Here is a 17,444-nt window from a genome sequence, read left to right as displayed (position 1 = left end):
AGAGAAAATATATGTTTTGTAAAGAAGAGCACGTTTGGATTAATTTTATACAATAGTAAATCTGAAAGGAAAATAATAACATGAGAGAAAACTTTTACTTATTAAGCAATAACTATAAGATTCCAACTATAGGATTTGGAACATTTCGTACACCTAGTGGAGAAGAAACAGAGCAATCTGTGATAAATGCAATAAAATCAGGATATAGGCATATTGACTGTGCTGCTGCTTATGGAAATGAAAAAAGTGTAGGTGAAGCTATACGTAAATCTGGTGTGGTACGCGAAGAATTATTTGTAACAAGTAAACTGTGGAATGATAATAAAGGATATGAAGAGACGTTAGCTGCCTTTAATCAAACTTTAGAGGATTTACAGCTTGATTATTTGGATTTATACCTTATCCACTGGCCAATTGCAAAGGCATCTAAGAATAACTGGCAGAAAGCAAACAGCGAGAGCTGGAGAGCATTTGAGAAACTTTATAAACAAGGTAAAGTCAAAGCAATCGGAGTTAGTAATTTTCTTACGCACCACTTTGAGCCATTGTTGAAAACTGCTAAGATTCTACCGATGGTGAATCAAATTGAATTACATCCTGGTATGTTGCAAGATAAAACTGTGGAATTTTGTAATCAACACAATATTTTGGTTGAGGCATGGGCTCCATTTTCAAATGGCCAGATTTTTAATCATCCAGTATTAAAGGAAATTGCAGATCAATATAAAAAATCTGTGGCTCAGCTTAGTCTGCGCTGGATTATTCAAAAAGGTATTGTACCATTACCAAAGTCTGTAACACCGGAGAGAATTAAAAATAATCTTGAGGTATTTGACTTTGAAATCAGTTCACAAGATGTTGATAGAATTGATAGATTAACTGATTGTGGAGGTTCAGGACTTCATCCTGATAAAGTAGATTTCTAAAGCTATCTGATAGATATAATATTTTTGTTAATAATAAAGGGAATGCCACATTTAAATATAATAATCATATAGAAATAACTATTGACTGGAGGTAAAATTATGAAAGTAGTTGCATTTAATGGAAGTCCTAACAAGAAAGGAAACACTTATAATGCTATAGAAACTGTAGCAACAGAATTAGAAAAAGAAGGAATAGAAGTAGAAATTGTTCATGTAGGAAACAAATTAATACGTGGATGTATAGCTTGTGGGGGATGTTCAAGAAACCAAAATGAAAGATGTGTTTTAGAAAAGGATGAAGTAAATGAATGGATTCAAAAAATGAAAGAAGCGGATGGAATAATTTTAGGATCACCAGTTTATTATTCGGCAATAGCAGGTACTATGAAATCATTTTTAGACCGTGCTTTCTTTGTAGCTACTTCAAATGGAGGAATGTTTAGACATAAAGTGGGGGCAAGTGTGGTAGCAGTAAGAAGATCAGGAGGAATACCTGTATTTGACCAATTAAATAATTATATTAATTACTCAGAAATGATAATGCCGACATCTAATTATTGGAACGTAGCCTATGGAACTGCTCCTGGAGAAGTAATGCAAGATGAAGAAGGTATGCAAATAATGAGAGTACTTGGTAAGAATATGTCTTGGGTTATGAAATTAGTTGAATCTGGAAAATCTCAAGTTAAAGAAAATGAAAAAGAAGATAAGATGTTTACAAACTTTATAAGATAGATAAAAAAGACCGTATCAAAATAATGGATACGGTCTTTTAGTATTTATTAATGAATAATATACAGTCAAGAGCATATGTGGATGTGTAGGGAACATTTCTATTTAAATAGAAATATTAATGCTGTTAACTTGAATGATATAAAAATTTTTTGCTTTAAGTTATATTATAATTTAGATAATTCTCCTAATCTTAAGCAGGATAAAAATTTGTTATAGTAGCTTTTAAAGTCCCTCTTCCACTATTAACATATAAATGTTGACTAGATGCAGAAAAACTTATTGAATCATCAGGAGTTAGCTTATAAGTTTGATTGTTTACTTCTATTGTCAATTCTCCTTCTAAAACCATGATATATTCCTGTGACTTTTCAGAATGACCTACAGATTTATATGAGTAACCTTCGTCAATTTCAATTTGAAAAAGTTCAAAATTACGATAGGGTGTACTAGTGTAATAACAATATACTCGATAGTGACCTTCTTCAGTAAGCTGAGCTTCAATATCCCTTTTCCTTATAATATAGGTATCATGCTCCTTTTGTTCAAGTAATGAGGTATAAGAAACTTTTAACCCATTAGCTATTTTCCATAAAGTGTTTATAGTTGGATTAGTGTCACCTTTTTCAATTTGAGATAGCATGACTTTACTTATACCAGATAATTCAGCAAGTTGACCTAAGCTTAAATTTCTCTCAATTCGAAGTGTTTTTAGATTTTCTGCAATAATACAATTTATATCCACAAAGGTATAACCTCCTATAATAGTATTGACAAATATAATTAACAAAAGTAAAATAAAATTAACGATAAATATATTTTACGTTCGTAAACTATTATACAGTAATCACTTATATGAAACAAGGAAAATAAATAGATAAAATTTATTTTGACATTGAAAATAGCGAATTTAAGTATTTTAGTACAGATTAATTTCTGTATTATATTTTATAATTTTAAAGGAGGATATTATTATGATAAAAAGGGAAGAAGCATGGAGTTTACTTAATGAATATAATAAAGAGCCGTTTCATATCCAACATGCTTTAACAGTTGAAGGAGCTATGAAGTATTTTGCAGATAAATTAGGATATGGAGATGAAGTAGAATTTTGGTCTATGGTTGGATTGCTCCATGATCTAGACTTCGGAATGTATCCAGAAGAACACTGTATCAAAACTCAAGAAATCATGAGAGAAAGAAGTATTGATGAAAGATTAATAAGAGCGGCAGCTAGTCATGGATATGGACTTTGCTCAGGGGAACTGCCTAAACCAGAGCATCAGATGGAAAAAATATTGTTTGCAGTGGATGAACTTACCGGACTTATTGGTGCAGCTGCAAGAATGCGTCCATCTAAGAGTGCTATGGATATGGAACTTTCAAGTCTTAAGAAAAAATTCAAGGATAAGAAATTTGCAGCAGGATGTTCACGTGATGTAATTAAACAAGGTGCAGAGATGCTTGGATGGGAGTTAGATAAATTGTTTGAAGAAACTATTCAAGCTATGCGTTCTTGTGAAGCATATGTTAATAATGAAATGGAAATCCATAATAAATAATGTGAATAGTTACAGTTTTATATTAAGATAAGAAGAAAAGCTCGATATAAGTAAAGATTAATAGAGACTAATAAATAAACCAATGATGCTGAAAGTATCATTGGCTTATTTATTTATACGCCTTTAATTTCAATGTTCAATGCATATACTACAATTATTAAAATAAGAAATTAGGTGATTTTAATGATATACATTTATAATTGTTTTGGGGGAACCCATTCATCTATTTTAGCAATTGCTTATCACTTAGAAATGCTGGATGAAACTCGAGAACCGACTAAGGAAGAGATACTGAATTTACCTAACTTTAATAAATTAGAATCTGGAAATCGCGGAGAATTTTTTTATTATGGAAGTGATAAGGATGGAAATAAAGTCTATACTATTGGCAGGGGACGTTCAAAGGTTTTAATTCCAGGATTGTATAATTTAGTTTCTATACTTAATAAACAAAATCTATTAAACGAGGAAATTGTATTTTCCAATACGTCGCCGACGGTTCCATTATCAATGACCTTTGGTGGATTATTTTCTAGGTGGCTAAAGATTGATTTTATAGGAGTACCCTTGCTTATAAAAGGAGCAAAGCAATCATATAAAGATGTTATAAATCTCGTAAATAATACAAAAAAGGTAGCAAAGGAAGTTAAGTCAGAGGTTATTATTTTAGATAATAAGGAATTTAAGTAAAAGTATTTTAACATTTTTATTTTTCTTAGATAATAAAAAATCTCTGATATATCATAAATTAAGGGTGGTTTGTATAACTGCCCTTAATTGTTTTAGTTATGCTATTAAGTAGATAGTAGATTATAGTAGGAGAGAATAGTATATATTTGAGTTTTAAAGAAAAAGTATAATGTATGCAGAGCCAAAGGCGAAGCATACATTTTTTTATATAAAGACAAAATTCAAATAAAAAATAAATAATACTACGTAAAATGGCAAAATATGACAGATAAATATGGTACTATAGAATAAGGAGTAATATACCATTTATAGGAGGAGAGTATTATGAAATTACCAAAGAAAATAGCATCACTGCTTACTGTAACATTAGTAGCAGGATGTGTACTAGGGAATTTAACGACTGTAGATGCAGCAGAAGGTGTATCAAGTGATACATTAAAGGGAAATGGAAGATGGGAAACAGCAATAGAAATAAGTAAAAAAGGTTGGACAAAAGCTAAAGAAGCAGTAATAGTAAATGATAACTCTTTAGCGGATGCATTAACTGCGACACCTTTTGCAGAAGCAAAAGATGCTCCAATACTTTTAACACAAAATAATAAATTAGATGATAGAACTAAAGCTGAGTTAAAAAGGTTAGGCGTAACAAAGGTATACTTAATAGGTGGAGAAAATTCATTAAATAAATCTGTAGAATCTGCATTAAATTCTGAGAAAATATCAACTGACAGAATTTGGGGTAATACTAGATACGAAACTTCTCTAGAATTAGCAAAAAGAATAGACGATATAAAAAAAGTATCTGAAATCTCAGTAGTTAATGGAGAAAAAAGTATAGTCGATGCTATAAGTGTAGCGCCAGTTGCAGCAGATAAAGATATGCCTATATTACTTGCAAGTCCAAGTAAGGGAACTGAAGTAGCAGATAAATTTATAGCAGAAAAGTCTATAAAATCTTCATATGTAATAGGTGGAACAAACTCAGTATCAAATGAAATAGCAAATAAACTTCCAAATGCAACAAGAGTAGAAGGTATAGATAGAAATGAAACTAATGCAAAGGTTATAGAAACATTCTATACAGAAAAGGAGTTAAAGAATGTTTATGTAGCTAAAAATGGTATGACTAAAGAAGACGAGCTAATAGATGGATTAGCTGTTGGAGTATTAGCTGCTAAAAATGATTCACCAGTTTTATTAGTTGGAAAGAACTTAAGTCAAGGTCAAAAGGATGTAACTAATACTAAGACTTTCAAAACTATAACTCAAGTTGGTGGAGGAAGTAACGAAGCTTCATTTAATGAATTAAAAACTATGCAAGGAGTTACTACATATAATGTATCTACTGTAGCTAAGCTTAATGAAGCTATGGCTAAAGCTGACGCAAACGATGTTATAAATATGGCACCAGCTGCGCTTAATAAAGCTATAGCTAAAGCTGACACAAACAATGTTATAAATAGGGCATCAGCTGATATAAATGAAGAAATAGTTATAAAAACTAACAAAGCTATAGCAATAAACTTATCAGGAAACTACAAAAATACTATAACTGTAAGTGCGCCAAATGCAAGTATAGTAAACAAAGGTACAATATCTAAAATAGTAGTTAAAGATAGTGTTGGTGGAAAAATTGAAAATACGAGTGGAGCAATAATAACTGATATAGAAGTTCAGGGAAGTGCTAGTAACGTAGAAGTAGTAAATAAAGGAACAGTAACAAATGTAAAAAATGATGCACCAGGAACTGTAATAAATAATAGTGGTACTATAACTAATAATCCAACAGGAAATCAAGCACCAAGCATAGATGGAAATAGACCAGGTGGTTCAACTGGAGGCGGTGGAGGTTCTGTAACGCCAGATCCTTCTGTAGCAAAGGTAAAGAATTTAGAACAATTAGAAGAGGCATTAGCGGATAACAAGGTTACGACTATAAATATAATTGAATCAATAGACGGTGAAAATAGTATAGATAAAAGATTAGTAGTTGACAGAGAGATAACTATAAATGGAAATGGCAATACATTACAGTTTACAAATAAAATAAATAATCTAGAAGAACTTGGTAAGAATGGTATCTTAATAACAAGTGATGGAAGTGATACTAAAATAAATGATTTAAAAGTAAAAATGGATGCTAATAATGGTAAATGGGATAAAGTTTACGGAATCCAAGTATATAATGCAACAGGAGTTACATTAAAGAATATAACTTCAACAGGAGCAGATGGTGGAATACTAGTAAACGGTTCTATAGTAACATTAGAGGATAAAATAGATGTAAGCGAAAATGAATTTGGAGGAATAGAAGTATCTAAAGGTAAGGTCGTAGATAGAGATCCATTTTTAACTGTAAATGCAACTGTAAAATATGATGAAGAAACTAAAACAGAACCAGTTATATGGATTGATAGATATGCATGTGGTAAAGAAGATGGCGGATCATTATCAACAAAGGTTGTAAAGTTTGAAAATGGTCATGAATTAAACGGTAGAGAAGTATGTAAGGGAGACCAACATCAATATTTCTATACTAAGGAAGCATATGTATCAAATTTACCGACATTAATGGCAGCTTTAGAAAATAATAGTATAGACACAATAAATATAACTGAATCAATTTCTGAAATACCTAATACAATAAATGTCGATAGAGCAGTAACAATAAATGGAGATCATAATACATTAACATTTACAAAAGATATAATGTGTGAACAAGGTACAGACGTAGAGAAAGAATTTGGAAAAAACGGAATATTAATAACAGAAAGTGGTGCAAAGATAGAAAATTTAGAAGTAAAGGTGAATGATAAACCCGCTGATTGGCAAGGAGTATACGGAATTCAAGTTTATAATACGACAGGAGTTACACTAAGTGATGTATCATCATCAGGAGCAGATGGTGGAATACTTGTAAATGGATCCAAAGTAACATTAGATAAAACAATAAATGTGAGTGGAAACCAATTTGGGGGAATAGAAGTTTCAAGAGGTAAGGATGTAGATCGAGATCCAGAATTAACTGTAAATGCAAATGTGATATGTACTACAGAAAAAGAAATCCTGCCCGCTATATGGATTGATAAGTATGCATGTGGTGAAGACGGTGGTGGAACATTATCAAAAGATGTGGTAGTTTTTGCAGATGATCTTCCAGCGGATCATATTTTAGTAGGAGACATAGCATGTAGCAATGATAAACACCAATATGCATTTTTAAAAGAAAAAGATAAACCCGATAATAAAGAAGAAGTGATAAGAAACTAATTAAATATTAAAAAACTCCTTTCAAGCAATGTTCATAAATATAACAAATGCTAGAGAGGTTTTTTTAAAGTAATTGAAAATTGTAGAATAGACTTACTAAGAAATATCCTAAATTATTTTAGTTATAAATAACACTTCTTAACAACGATACGGAGAACTTTATCATAAAAGTAAATAAGGTTTCTACTAAATTTGAATTGAAAAATAATAGGTAATATATAGAATATGAAGTTTATAAGTATAAGATCGTTCATATGATTGAAGTTGATGATATTCAATTAGCCTAGGAAGTTAAGACTTATGTAATAGATAATATAGTTATTAATTCAAAAAAGGTTGGTCATTTGAGCAACCTTTTTTATGGACATGATTTCGACTACTATATTGTGACAGTGATATGCTCACCATTTTGTGATACAACTTCTACCACTTTTAATCCCTTATAACCTTTTAAGCTACCTTTCACTGCTTTAAAAAGCTGTAAAGCTATGTTTTTTTGCTGATTATTAAGCTGTTCTTTTGGGATACATCTTATTATTACACTTCCCATAGATAAGAGCACTGGTAAAGTTAAATTAAAATTTTCACTTTTTATTGAAACAATCATTTAAATACCTCTAATCTATAACTATTTTAATTGTATCTCCTTCGCTGGAGCAGATATCTACTATTTCTCCCATAACTTTATTATCTAAACAGGATACTAGAGTGTTCATTAGTTCATCAATATCGATTCCATTCATACCTTCAATATGTGTTGATATAGGTAATTTACCAGTAATCTTTATAACTTCTTTAATCACCTTAATTGGTAACTGTACATTGACCTTATCTCCTTCATGACTTAAAACTTCAACCTTTAAGAATTTATCTTCATATGTTTTGGGAGTGATAGCTTCAGTTTTCTTTGATGAATCCCCTAAAGCTTCAATTAGATACTTTGCTTTGTCGGCAGAAATCTTACCTTCTTCAACCATTTTTAATACCATAATAACTTCTTCGTTCACAATCATCCCTCCTAATTTTAATCTTTTAACTTACTAATTGCTTCATCAACTGAGATATCTCCGTTTCCCAGAGCGGCTAATATATCCTTACTCTCTTGTTTAACTTTAGTTTCTTTTGTTGAATAACCGAAACTTTCAATAACCTCATCTAATTTTGCTCTAACTGTTGGATATGAAATCCCCAGTTCTCTTTCAACTTCTTTTATATTTCCCCTACATTTTATAAAGGTCTCTATAAAATATAATTGCTCATTATTTAAATAATCAAATTTAGATAACTCAAATTCATTATCTATAACAGTATTACAACTATTACATTTTAATCTTATTGCTTTTAGTTTATTAGAGCATACTGGACAACGAGTTAATAGTTTATACATAAATTACCTCCTATCTCTAATAATAAATTACTATTTTTTTCATAGAATGTAAAGGGATTTTTTAAATATTTTAATATTATAATTAATTTTGTTGATATTTTTATGAGTATAATACTAATATTATTAATATAAATATTAATTTTATTAATTCAACAAAAAAAGAAGTACTAAAACAGTACTCCTTAAAGAAAATATCATTATTTATTTTAATTTCGCACAACTGGAAATAAAATTGACAATACTAAAGCTATTATTTATACTTACAAAAGTAACAAGTTACTTATTTGAAGTGATGATAAATTATGTAAAAAAAGCTATATATTTGGAGCAATATTTTTCCTTTCTAATAGGATTCAAAATGCAGGAGATAAGGTTTTTAATGAGATTACAACTAACAATGGTTTTTATTAATTTCGATAATAAGAAGTGGGGTTAAAAATCCTACGCTTCGGAAGTTTCTATAAATATCGGATATAATAGGCAAAATGTAAAAAAACTAGCTCTTTATTTAGAAAAAGCAGGTTTTATAAAGCTACAAAAATATATAAATGACAGTAGAGTACTAAGGGTATCTTTGACAAATAAGTGTCACCATTACTTTACAAGTTGGCAAGCAAAAGAAGAATAATTTCTTAAAAGTATATATGATGGGATAACAGAAGACGAATTAGATAATACGTTTATGATTTTGAAAAAACTTGAAAAAAATATATTAGATTTAGATTAGGGAGTTGAATTTATAAGAAAAAGGGAGGCATAAGAATGATTGGATTGATTTGTATTTTATTTATGTTAATTATCATTTATTTAATGATTCCATACTCACCAATTAAAAAGGAATATAATGATATTGTCAAAGGATTAGCTGAGAATAATAAACTATCAAAAAGCATAATTACTGAAGATAATTTAAAAGTACTACCGGAAGTTTTACAAAAGTATTATATTAAAAATGGATACATAGGAATTGAAAGTGCAAGTATTATTATGTTTGATTTTAAAGATGTAGAATTTTCTATGGGAGTTAATAAACCTAATGTAAAGATTGATTATACAGTATATGATTTTATAAAGGAACCTTCAAGAGTAGCTTTGATTGATTCAAAGATATTTGGTATACCATTTCAAGGAATAGACATTTGTAATGATAGAAATGCCTCAATGAAAGGGGTACTTGCAAAACATATAACACTATTTAATACTAAATTTGAGATTATTGACTCTGCATATTTATCAGAATGTATAATGCACCCAAGTCTTGCACTTCAAGACAATATTACATATAAACAAATTGATGATTATAGTGTAGAAGCAACAATAAGAGTTAATGGTAGGGTAACAACAGGTATATTTTATTTTAATAAGGATTATGAAATGACGCATTTCGTAGATAAAAAAAGGTTATGTGCAGACACAAATACTTATGAGAAGTGGTCTGCAGTTGTAGGTAATTATAAAGTTGTTAATGGTATTAATGTACCGATGAAATTTCAAGCTGTATGGAACTATAGTGAAGGAGATTTAATTTATTTTAATAGTAATTATATGAAAATTAACTTTCATTCATAGAAATGTAAAATAATATCCCATGGAAGTTTAACGAAGAACTATCAAAGGTAAGGATTTTAAGAGAAAATATCATAGATGTTAGTTAAGTATGTATTTACCTAAAAGTCGATACATATTTTTTTTACCCAATAGAGAAATCAATCAGCTATTAGTTGATTGATTTATATCATGAGTTTAAACTGAAAAAGGAAGTAAAGTTTAATAAATAGCAACAAAGTCTAATAAAATACATTTACATTGTATAAAATATATAATATAATAGGTACATAATTAAATGAAAGGATTGATTTTAATGGAAGAAAAATTTTATACAATTGATCAAATCGCAGAAATATTAGGCATGCACCATAAAACAATAAGAAAGTTTATAACAGAAGGTAAGCTTAGAGCAAATAAAGTTGGAAAGCAATGGAGAATATCAGGACATGATTTGAGCATCTTTATAGAAAATAATAATGTTAACATTAATAATAAAAACGATGTAGAAAATGAAAAAATTGAATTTTGTACTGGTGAGGTAGATATTAACAACAATATTAATAAGATAAATATATCTACTGTTGTAGACATTAATAAAGTAGATAACGATGAATATAGAAGAATGTCAAACATGCTTTTAGCAGTAATGAATAGTAAAGATTCTAAAATGAGCAATTCAACTATTAATATCAAACATTATCAAAAAGAAAAAAAATTAAAAGTAATGTTGTGGGGAGACATTAAATTTACTAAAGAGATGTTAGATTTTATATCCATGCTTACACAACCCAATGAAATATAAATAAAAATAAAAATTAGGTAAAAAAATGAATTACAAAATAGTAGAGAAAATAAATAAAAAATATATTGAAGTTAAAAAGCCATTTACTTGTGAGTCTGATGTATTAGATGTTATTGGCATTTGTATTTCAAATGATATTAAATTATTGTTACTTAGAGAAGAAGTGTTTACTGAAGAATTTATTAATCTCAAACAAGGTTTAGCCGGTATGGTTTTACAAAAATTTATTAATTATCATATAAAAGTTTCAGCAACGATAGAAGATATTAGTACAATTCAAGGTAAATTTAAAGAATTACTCAATGAATTAAACAAATCAAATGATTTTAGAGTGTTTGATAATATGAAAGATGCTGAAAATTGGATTTTAAATATTAAATAATTAGGAGGTGTAATGATGATAACAAGTGGTAGTAAAATAGATAATAATAGAGTGCAAGCTTTTAAATCAGAAGAAGGAAAAAATGAAATTTTAAAGTATTACGAATCATTAGTTGAGAAATACTATGTTTCACATGAAGAAATTTACATCAATACAAATTATGGTGAAACATTTATTTTGGCTAGTGGAAAAGAAGATTTACCACCACTTATATTACTTCACGGTAGTGGTATGAATTCAGTTATGTGGATAAATGAGATGGAGAAGTACTCACTTAAATATAGAGTATATGCAGTAGATATGCCTGGAGAACCAGGGAAAAGTAATGAAATACAGTTGCCACTAGAGGGAGATAATTTTGCAAATTGGCTCAATGATGTTTTTGATGCCCTATCAATAGAAAAAGCAAGTCTTGTAGGAATCTCATTAGGTGCTTGGTTAGGAGCAAAGTTTTCTATAAAATATTCACAAAAGGTAAATAAACTTGTTTTACTTTGCCCAGCAGGCATAGGTCCTCAAAAAAAGTCTTTTATTTTTAAATCGATATTTTATATGTTATTAGGAGAAAGAGGAATTGATAAACTATATTATAAAATTAATGGTAATAAGCTTTACCACAGGAAATGTTAAATTATCAAAAGTTAATCGCAAAACACTTTAACTTTAGAAAAGAAGTTATTCCTCTATTTACAGATAATGAATTAATTAAATTAACAATGCCGATTGCATTATTTGTAGGAGGAAAAGATATTATGTTACATTCTAAAATAACGGCAAAACGCTTAGAATCATTACTAGGACATGCTATTATAAATCTTATTCATAATGAAGGTCACTCTCTTGTTAATCAAGGAGATGAAATAAGAAAATTCTTAAATTAAAAGTACGTGAACTATAATGATCCATCATTTTGTACGCAAGTGACAATAAAAGGGTACTTAACATAAGCTTTGTAGAGTAAGGTTCACAGAACGGTAGCAGTTTTGTAATATCATAGATGTTAATTAAGTATGTATTGACGTAAAAGTCGATACATATTTTTTTACCAAATAAAATAACCATTTATCGTCAACTCTATTGAATAATAAAATAAATTTGTACACCTAGATTTTATCTAGAAGAACTTGGCCAATGGACGCTATAAAATCACGTATTAATATAAATTAGTATAATAAAAAGCTCGAAGCAAAAAAATTATATTATGAAAGAAATGTATATGAATTATTTGTAGAATTTTTTATAACGAAATATCTATAAAAAAATGAACACTATTTCTATAATTTAATATCATGGTAGAAGAGAGGAGTTGGTTAAGAATGTACTTTCAAAGAAATAATATGGATATGAACGTACAGAATAAGGATATGAACGTAAAGAATATGCATGATGAATGTAAAAGGTTAATGAATTATCACATTATTTTTACGATGGATGATGGTTGTGTATTTGACGGAATTATTGAAAGTGTAGAGCCAGATCGTGTAATTGTTTTGGTTGCTGAGGATGTAATGGATCAAGGACATGAAAATCAAAATAATCAACATCGACAATTTGGTCGTCCTAGAAGATTTAGAAGATTTATACGTAGACCTATACCACTTGCTGCATTAATAGCATTATCATTATTACAATATCCTTATTACTATCCTTTTTAAGAGAACAATTCGTTGAATAATACTAGTTTTAAATTTTAAAGAAATGGCTATTATTAGTACACAAAGAGAAAGGCTATTATATCATATCATTTGGGCTATGATGAATTTAACATTTAATAAAGATGAAGTTAGATTTTATAAAATTTAAAGATAAGTGTAAATACATACATGAATAGAAAAACGACCTCCTTTTGAGGTACAGCGCAGAACCAAATCACAAATAAATATGTTAGAATTCTTAGGCTAACCTGTTTAAGGCTAATTTTTAGTGAAATATTAAAAGATATGAAAACTATAATTATGAAAAACACAACTATTCTAAATGGAAAGTTGTGTTTTTTCTATCCTTTCATTTTCCTAAAAGCCAGTGGAGTTTTACCGTGTATCTTTTTAAACATTTTTACGAAGTTCCCACTATAATTATATCCAACTGCATTTGCTATTTCATTTATACTTAAATCTGTTGTAGAAAGTAGGCTTTCTGCCATTGCCATTCTAATAGAGGTTGTGTATTCACCAATAGACATATGATATTTTGCAGAAAAACCAGCTTTTAGTTTTTGTTCATTTAGAAATACTATTTTACTTAAGCTTTTAATAGTTGGTGGGTTGCAAGCTTCTTTTGTTAAGATATCATGAGCTTTTTTAATTGCATTAGCATCTGATGCAGTTAAAGTAACATATCTATTTTTCCCTATCTTAATATCACCATAATTTAATTGATTAGAAAAAGCATTTTCTCGTGATGAATATATTTCATTTGAAAGTAAAGCTATAGATTCTAAAATTTTACTTTCTAAATATATAGGATTTAATCGATTAACCTCAGCTAAACTTCTAAGACTCTGAATGATAGAAATTATTTCAAGAGGTAGATAGCGATACGTAAAATTGCTTATAAAGTTATCAAAGTTTATAGTATTTGAAAAGTTTGGTTTTATTATTTCATCAAAGTATTTTTTATAAATTGTTATTTCAGCTCCGTGAAAGTGCTGACCTTTCTTCCACGCTTGTTGACCTTTTATTTCTTTCTCAACTACAAAAAATGAAGATGGGGTAAAAGAAGAAACAGGATTATTATCAATTTTAAATGCAGTCTCACCGGTATATACAGTACCAAAGCGCATTAGTTCTTCTTTATGTTCAAAGCAAAGAGTAAAGTTTGATGCTATTGAATAATCACCAATTCCAAAGTCATAGTAGCCTTCTCTACTATATTTAATAAAATAACCAAGGTCAGGTTTATCTTCATTTTTATATAGAGTGTGGTTTTCCTTAGGATGTGCTGTAAAAGTCATTTTGTTCAAGACTTCTCTTTGAAACTCATTTGTTGTTTTTGAAATCATAGCTTATTCCTCTTTTTATTATTTATTAAAATTTGTACATACTAAATGTAAAGTTAATATTTATATTTATTATAACAAAAATTATCATAAAAGATGATAAAATTATTAAATTAGATGTAAAGATTGCAACGATAATGAAAATCATATACAATTACAACGGATAAAACAGTTAATGTAATTATTATATAATATGTGGAGGTATTTTATGAAAAGTAGGTTAATCAAATTATTATTGATCTCTTGTATGACTGCTATAATGCTTGTTGGATGTGGGGTTAATAGCAGTTCGAGCGACGATAAAACAAGCAAGGATACTATAAAAGTTACAGATGTAAAAGGAGAAGTTGAAATACCAACAGAGCCTCAAAGAATAGTAGATTTAAGTGGTAATAGTGATATTTTATCAATTTTAGGATATAAAGTTGTAGGGACAGCAAACAGTGATGCTTATGATTACACTAAATTCCCTTCATATTTAGAGGATACATTAAAAGGGGCAGAAATTTTAGGTTATAGCATGCAAGACACTATGGATGTAGAAGCAGTTATGAATTTAGAACCAGACTTAATAGTCATATCAACAGTTCAAGAAAAAATGTATGACCAATTGAGTGAAATCGCTCCAACAGTTATGGTTAAATTAGAAGCTTTAAACTGGAAAGATGATGTTAAAGCATTTGCAAAGGTATTTAATAAAGAAGATGAAGCAAATAAATGGATAGCAGATTATGAATCAAAAGCTAAAGATGCCGGGGAAAAGGTTAAAGCAAAATACGGGAATGATACAACATATCTGTCATTTTTAGCAAGTGGTGGACAATTCTATGTATTTGATGGAGCTGGTTTTGGTAGTGTTTTATATGAGGATATGGGACTTGCAAAACCAGAAGGTATGCCAGAGCAAAGTGATATAAGTCTTCCGGTTGTAACTTATGAAGGATTAGCATCAATAAAAACGGATTATATATTCTTAATGGCAACAAAAGAGGATTTAGCTCAGCTTAAAAATAATGCAATTTGGAATAACTTGCCTGCAGTTAAAGAGGGTAAGGTTGTAACATTAGATTCGTCACCATACTTTAATCAAGGATACAGCCCAATAGGAAGAGGGTTATTATTAGATGAAATAGGTGAATTGTTAAATGAAGCGAAGTAATAACCTTACAATAATATTTGTAATTTGTAGTTCGTTACTTTTAACAGGAGGACTGATTCTAGCAATAATGCTAGGATCCGTCCATATTAATTTTACAGATATTTGGGACAGTATATTTAATTATAGTGAGACTTTAGAGCTTATGTTAGTTAGGGATGTGCGTATTCCGAGGGCACTTTCTGTATTATTGACAGGTGGCATTTTAGGTGTAACAGGCGCTATGATTCAAGGCGTTACAAGAAATCCTATAGCTGAACCTTCTATATTAGGTGTTAGTCAAGGAGCAACTTTAGTAATAGCTATTTTTTATGCATCGGGAATTGCAGTAAATACTAAAAATGTAATGGTAGCTTCTTTTATAGGAGCACTAATAACAGGAATTATAGTATTAGGTTTTATATCAAAAAAAGCAAATAATAATTCTATAGCCAAGATCCTTTTAGCAGGAACTGCAATGAGTACATTTTTTATTTCATTAACTACTGTAATTGGATTATTATCAAATCAATCTCAAATGATAGGATTTTGGGTATCTGGCGGATTTAGAAATGCAAGTTGGTCAGATTTCAAATTAGTACTTGTAGTAGGAGTTATAGGACTTTTTATAGCAATGCTTCTATCATCAAAGATAAATATATTAAATCTTGGAGATGATGTTGCTATCGGACTTGGAGAAAATCCAGAAAAAATAAGATTTACTACTCTTATGCTTATGATACCAATGTGTGCAGCTGCAGTAGCAGTTGGTAAAAATATAGCTTTTGTCGGACTTATTGTTCCTCAAATAGTTAGAAAAATTCTAGGAGAAGACTATAGAAAAAATATCCCATGCGCATTTTTGCTTGGAGCAGTTCTTTTAACTTATGCAGATATTGCAGCAAGAATGTTATTTGATCCTTATGAGACCCCAATTGGAGTGTTTACAGCATTAATAGGAATTCCATTTTTCATAGCAATAGCCAGAAAGGAGAGAGGATAATGAAGAAAAAAAGATTTAATATAGTATTATTAGTTTTAATTGCTTTGTTAATTGTCTCCTTTGGATTTACGCTATGTTGGGGAACTTATAAGGTTTCTCCTTTAGAGGTTATAAATACTCTTTTAGGAAATGGGACTAAGCTCCAAAATACGGCGGTAATAAATATTAGATTACCAAGACTTTTAGTTGGAGCTTTTGTAGCAATTGCCTTATCAACAGCAGGATCAATTCTTCAAACTGTAACAAAAAATGATTTAGCAGATACAGGAATAATAGGTATAAATGCAGGAGCCTCAGTAGCAGCATTAATATTTATTAAATATCAAACTGCAAATTATTATAGTGAACTCGGACAATTTTCCATTTTTGTATTACCAGTTATGGCTATATTAGGGGCAGGTATTACTTCTTTTATTATATATATGTTATCTAGCAGAAAAGGAATAAGACCTAAGAGACTTTTGCTAATAGGAATTGGACTAAATGCAGGGCTTAATGCCTTTATCACATTCTTTACTTTTAGGGGTGGTGCTGCAGATTACAATAGAGTATTAGTATGGACATCAGGAAGCCTTTGGGGATCTGGATGGAGTTATGCAAAAGTAATCATTCCAATAGTAGTTGCAATGTTTATATTAGTTTTATTAAACAATAAAAAACTTGATGTTTTAAATCTTTCAGATGAGCTTTCTATATCTTTAGGATTAAATTTAGAACGAGAAAGAAAAAAGTTTTTAAGTTATGCAGTTGTATTAGCTGGAACAGCGACAGCCTTTGCAGGAAATATCGGGTTTTTAGGGCTTATATCTCCTCATATTGCAAAAAGGTTAGTTGGACCATATCATAAAAACTTTATTACAATATCGGCGATAATAAGTGTTATAATAATTCTTTTTGCAGATGCAGTTTCAAGAAATTTATTTTCTCCAATTGAAATCCCTGTTGGAATAACAGTATCAATATTTGGAGTACCATATTTTATCTATTTAATGATGAAGGAGAAATAATT

19 protein-coding genes are annotated in these 17,444 nt (G+C 29.4%); 14 read left to right on the top strand and 5 right to left on the bottom strand.

Going from position 1 to position 17,444, the window contains the following annotated elements; translation table 11 throughout:
• The first annotated feature begins 80 nt into the window (after positions 1-80).
• Together KQI18_RS11260 and KQI18_RS11255 are read left to right on the top strand one after the other, a co-directional pair.
• On the top strand, positions 81-926 hold the full coding sequence (locus tag KQI18_RS11260) for an aldo/keto reductase (protein WP_216467972.1): 846 nt from the start codon (positions 81-83) through the stop codon (positions 924-926).
• A 99-nt stretch (positions 927-1,025) separates the two neighbouring features.
• Complete coding sequence (locus tag KQI18_RS11255; protein ID WP_216467971.1) at positions 1,026-1,661, top strand: flavodoxin family protein; 636 nt, start codon at positions 1,026-1,028, stop codon at positions 1,659-1,661.
• 190 nt (positions 1,662-1,851) lie between these two features.
• Here KQI18_RS11255 and KQI18_RS11250 read toward each other — a convergent pair whose 3' ends face one another.
• A complete protein-coding gene (locus KQI18_RS11250) occupies positions 1,852-2,403 on the bottom strand; it encodes a helix-turn-helix domain-containing protein (RefSeq protein WP_216467970.1) in 552 nt (183 codons plus the stop codon).
• A 229-nt stretch (positions 2,404-2,632) separates the two neighbouring features.
• Between KQI18_RS11250 and KQI18_RS11245 the strand changes: the two genes are divergently transcribed.
• The 3 genes from KQI18_RS11245 (at position 2,633) to KQI18_RS11235 (ending at position 7,180) form a co-directional block, all read left to right on the top strand.
• On the top strand, positions 2,633-3,220 hold the full coding sequence (locus tag KQI18_RS11245; RefSeq protein ID WP_216467969.1) for a hydrolase: 588 nt from the start codon (positions 2,633-2,635) through the stop codon (positions 3,218-3,220).
• 183 nt (positions 3,221-3,403) lie between these two features.
• Positions 3,404-3,910, top strand: coding sequence for a DUF3189 family protein (locus tag KQI18_RS11240; RefSeq protein ID WP_216467968.1), 507 nt, complete (start codon positions 3,404-3,406; stop codon positions 3,908-3,910).
• 324 nt (positions 3,911-4,234) lie between these two features.
• Complete coding sequence (locus tag KQI18_RS11235; RefSeq protein WP_216467967.1) at positions 4,235-7,180, top strand: cell wall-binding repeat-containing protein; 2,946 nt, start codon at positions 4,235-4,237, stop codon at positions 7,178-7,180.
• 379 nt (positions 7,181-7,559) lie between these two features.
• On the opposite strand, the gene KQI18_RS11230 is transcribed toward KQI18_RS11235, so the two are convergent.
• From KQI18_RS11230 to KQI18_RS11220, 3 genes are read right to left on the bottom strand one after another with little or no spacing between them, the layout of a single operon-like run.
• Positions 7,560-7,787, bottom strand: a complete 228-nt coding sequence (locus KQI18_RS11230; protein ID WP_216467966.1) for a hypothetical protein — start codon at positions 7,785-7,787, stop codon at positions 7,560-7,562.
• A gap of 10 nt (positions 7,788-7,797) precedes the next feature.
• Positions 7,798-8,187 (bottom strand): SHOCT-like domain-containing protein, encoded by a 390-nt coding sequence (locus KQI18_RS11225; RefSeq protein WP_216467965.1) that lies wholly within the window; start codon positions 8,185-8,187, stop codon positions 7,798-7,800.
• A gap of 17 nt (positions 8,188-8,204) precedes the next feature.
• Positions 8,205-8,567: a DUF2089 domain-containing protein gene (locus KQI18_RS11220; RefSeq protein ID WP_216467964.1), complete on the bottom strand. Its 363-nt coding sequence runs from the start codon at positions 8,565-8,567 to the stop codon at positions 8,205-8,207.
• Between the two features lie 762 nt (positions 8,568-9,329).
• Between KQI18_RS11220 and KQI18_RS11215 the strand changes: the two genes are divergently transcribed.
• The 6 genes from KQI18_RS11215 to KQI18_RS11195 all read left to right on the top strand — a co-directional run bounded on the left by KQI18_RS11215 (position 9,330) and on the right by KQI18_RS11195 (position 12,954).
• Positions 9,330-10,136 carry a DUF6544 family protein gene (locus KQI18_RS11215; protein ID WP_216467963.1) on the top strand — a complete coding sequence of 269 codons (807 nt, stop codon included), beginning with the start codon at positions 9,330-9,332 and terminating at the stop codon, positions 10,134-10,136.
• A 292-nt stretch (positions 10,137-10,428) separates the two neighbouring features.
• Complete coding sequence (locus tag KQI18_RS11210) at positions 10,429-10,917, top strand: helix-turn-helix domain-containing protein (RefSeq protein WP_216467962.1); 489 nt, start codon at positions 10,429-10,431, stop codon at positions 10,915-10,917.
• A gap of 25 nt (positions 10,918-10,942) precedes the next feature.
• Positions 10,943-11,299: a DUF4180 domain-containing protein gene (locus KQI18_RS11205; RefSeq protein WP_216467961.1), complete on the top strand. Its 357-nt coding sequence runs from the start codon at positions 10,943-10,945 to the stop codon at positions 11,297-11,299.
• Between the two features lie 12 nt (positions 11,300-11,311).
• Complete coding sequence (locus KQI18_RS11200; RefSeq protein WP_236887744.1) at positions 11,312-11,929, top strand: alpha/beta fold hydrolase; 618 nt, start codon at positions 11,312-11,314, stop codon at positions 11,927-11,929.
• Between the two features lie 122 nt (positions 11,930-12,051).
• Positions 12,052-12,180, top strand: coding sequence for a hypothetical protein (locus KQI18_RS14350; RefSeq protein ID WP_272876228.1), 129 nt, complete (start codon positions 12,052-12,054; stop codon positions 12,178-12,180).
• Between the two features lie 435 nt (positions 12,181-12,615).
• Complete coding sequence (locus KQI18_RS11195) at positions 12,616-12,954, top strand: hypothetical protein (protein ID WP_236887743.1); 339 nt, start codon at positions 12,616-12,618, stop codon at positions 12,952-12,954.
• A gap of 341 nt (positions 12,955-13,295) precedes the next feature.
• Here KQI18_RS11195 and KQI18_RS11190 read toward each other — a convergent pair whose 3' ends face one another.
• The gene (locus KQI18_RS11190) at positions 13,296-14,300 is read right to left on the bottom strand and encodes a helix-turn-helix domain-containing protein (RefSeq protein WP_216467960.1); all 1,005 of its coding nucleotides are present in this window, start codon (positions 14,298-14,300) and stop codon (positions 13,296-13,298) included.
• A 205-nt stretch (positions 14,301-14,505) separates the two neighbouring features.
• On the opposite strand from KQI18_RS11190, the gene KQI18_RS11185 reads away from it, so the two are divergent.
• Genes KQI18_RS11185 through KQI18_RS11175 form a run of 3 tightly spaced genes read left to right on the top strand, consistent with a single transcriptional unit; the run spans position 14,506 to position 17,442 of the window.
• Positions 14,506-15,456 carry an iron-hydroxamate ABC transporter substrate-binding protein gene (locus KQI18_RS11185; protein ID WP_216467959.1) on the top strand — a complete coding sequence of 317 codons (951 nt, stop codon included), beginning with the start codon at positions 14,506-14,508 and terminating at the stop codon, positions 15,454-15,456.
• Positions 15,443-16,435: a FecCD family ABC transporter permease gene (locus KQI18_RS11180; protein ID WP_216467958.1), complete on the top strand. Its 993-nt coding sequence runs from the start codon at positions 15,443-15,445 to the stop codon at positions 16,433-16,435. Before KQI18_RS11185 ends, KQI18_RS11180 begins: the two co-directional genes overlap by 14 nt.
• The gene (locus tag KQI18_RS11175) at positions 16,435-17,442 is read left to right on the top strand and encodes a FecCD family ABC transporter permease (RefSeq protein ID WP_216467957.1); all 1,008 of its coding nucleotides are present in this window, start codon (positions 16,435-16,437) and stop codon (positions 17,440-17,442) included. Before KQI18_RS11180 ends, KQI18_RS11175 begins: the two co-directional genes overlap by 1 nt.
• Positions 17,443-17,444: the final 2 nt, after the last annotated feature.

The organism is Metaclostridioides mangenotii, assembly GCF_018917235.1.
Taxonomy (GTDB): Bacteria; Bacillota; Clostridia; order Peptostreptococcales; family Peptostreptococcaceae; genus Metaclostridioides.
This window is presented reverse-complemented; position numbering and strand designations above follow the sequence as displayed.

Bases quoted from the DNA above. Each gene is read 5' to 3' on its own strand.
- KQI18_RS11205 (WP_216467961.1), top strand. From the start codon at position 10,943: ATGAATTACAAAATAGTAGAGAAAATAAATAAAAAATATATTGAAGTT.
- KQI18_RS11215 (WP_216467963.1), top strand. From the start codon at position 9,330: ATGATTGGATTGATTTGTATTTTATTTATGTTAATTATCATTTATTTA.
- KQI18_RS11175 (WP_216467957.1), top strand. From the start codon at position 16,435: ATGAAGAAAAAAAGATTTAATATAGTATTATTAGTTTTAATTGCTTTG.
- KQI18_RS11200 (WP_236887744.1), top strand. From the start codon at position 11,312: ATGATGATAACAAGTGGTAGTAAAATAGATAATAATAGAGTGCAAGCT.
- KQI18_RS11260 (WP_216467972.1), top strand. From the start codon at position 81: ATGAGAGAAAACTTTTACTTATTAAGCAATAACTATAAGATTCCAACT.
- KQI18_RS11180 (WP_216467958.1), top strand. From the start codon at position 15,443: ATGAAGCGAAGTAATAACCTTACAATAATATTTGTAATTTGTAGTTCG.
- KQI18_RS11210 (WP_216467962.1), top strand. From the start codon at position 10,429: ATGGAAGAAAAATTTTATACAATTGATCAAATCGCAGAAATATTAGGC.
- KQI18_RS11235 (WP_216467967.1), top strand. From the start codon at position 4,235: ATGAAATTACCAAAGAAAATAGCATCACTGCTTACTGTAACATTAGTA.
- KQI18_RS11185 (WP_216467959.1), top strand. From the start codon at position 14,506: ATGAAAAGTAGGTTAATCAAATTATTATTGATCTCTTGTATGACTGCT.
- KQI18_RS11190 (WP_216467960.1), bottom strand. From the start codon at position 14,300: ATGATTTCAAAAACAACAAATGAGTTTCAAAGAGAAGTCTTGAACAAA.
- KQI18_RS11220 (WP_216467964.1), bottom strand. From the start codon at position 8,567: ATGTATAAACTATTAACTCGTTGTCCAGTATGCTCTAATAAACTAAAA.
- KQI18_RS11240 (WP_216467968.1), top strand. From the start codon at position 3,404: ATGATATACATTTATAATTGTTTTGGGGGAACCCATTCATCTATTTTA.
- KQI18_RS11230 (WP_216467966.1), bottom strand. From the start codon at position 7,787: ATGATTGTTTCAATAAAAAGTGAAAATTTTAATTTAACTTTACCAGTG.
- KQI18_RS11195 (WP_236887743.1), top strand. From the start codon at position 12,616: ATGTACTTTCAAAGAAATAATATGGATATGAACGTACAGAATAAGGAT.
- KQI18_RS14350 (WP_272876228.1), top strand. From the start codon at position 12,052: ATGTTACATTCTAAAATAACGGCAAAACGCTTAGAATCATTACTAGGA.
- KQI18_RS11245 (WP_216467969.1), top strand. From the start codon at position 2,633: ATGATAAAAAGGGAAGAAGCATGGAGTTTACTTAATGAATATAATAAA.
- KQI18_RS11255 (WP_216467971.1), top strand. From the start codon at position 1,026: ATGAAAGTAGTTGCATTTAATGGAAGTCCTAACAAGAAAGGAAACACT.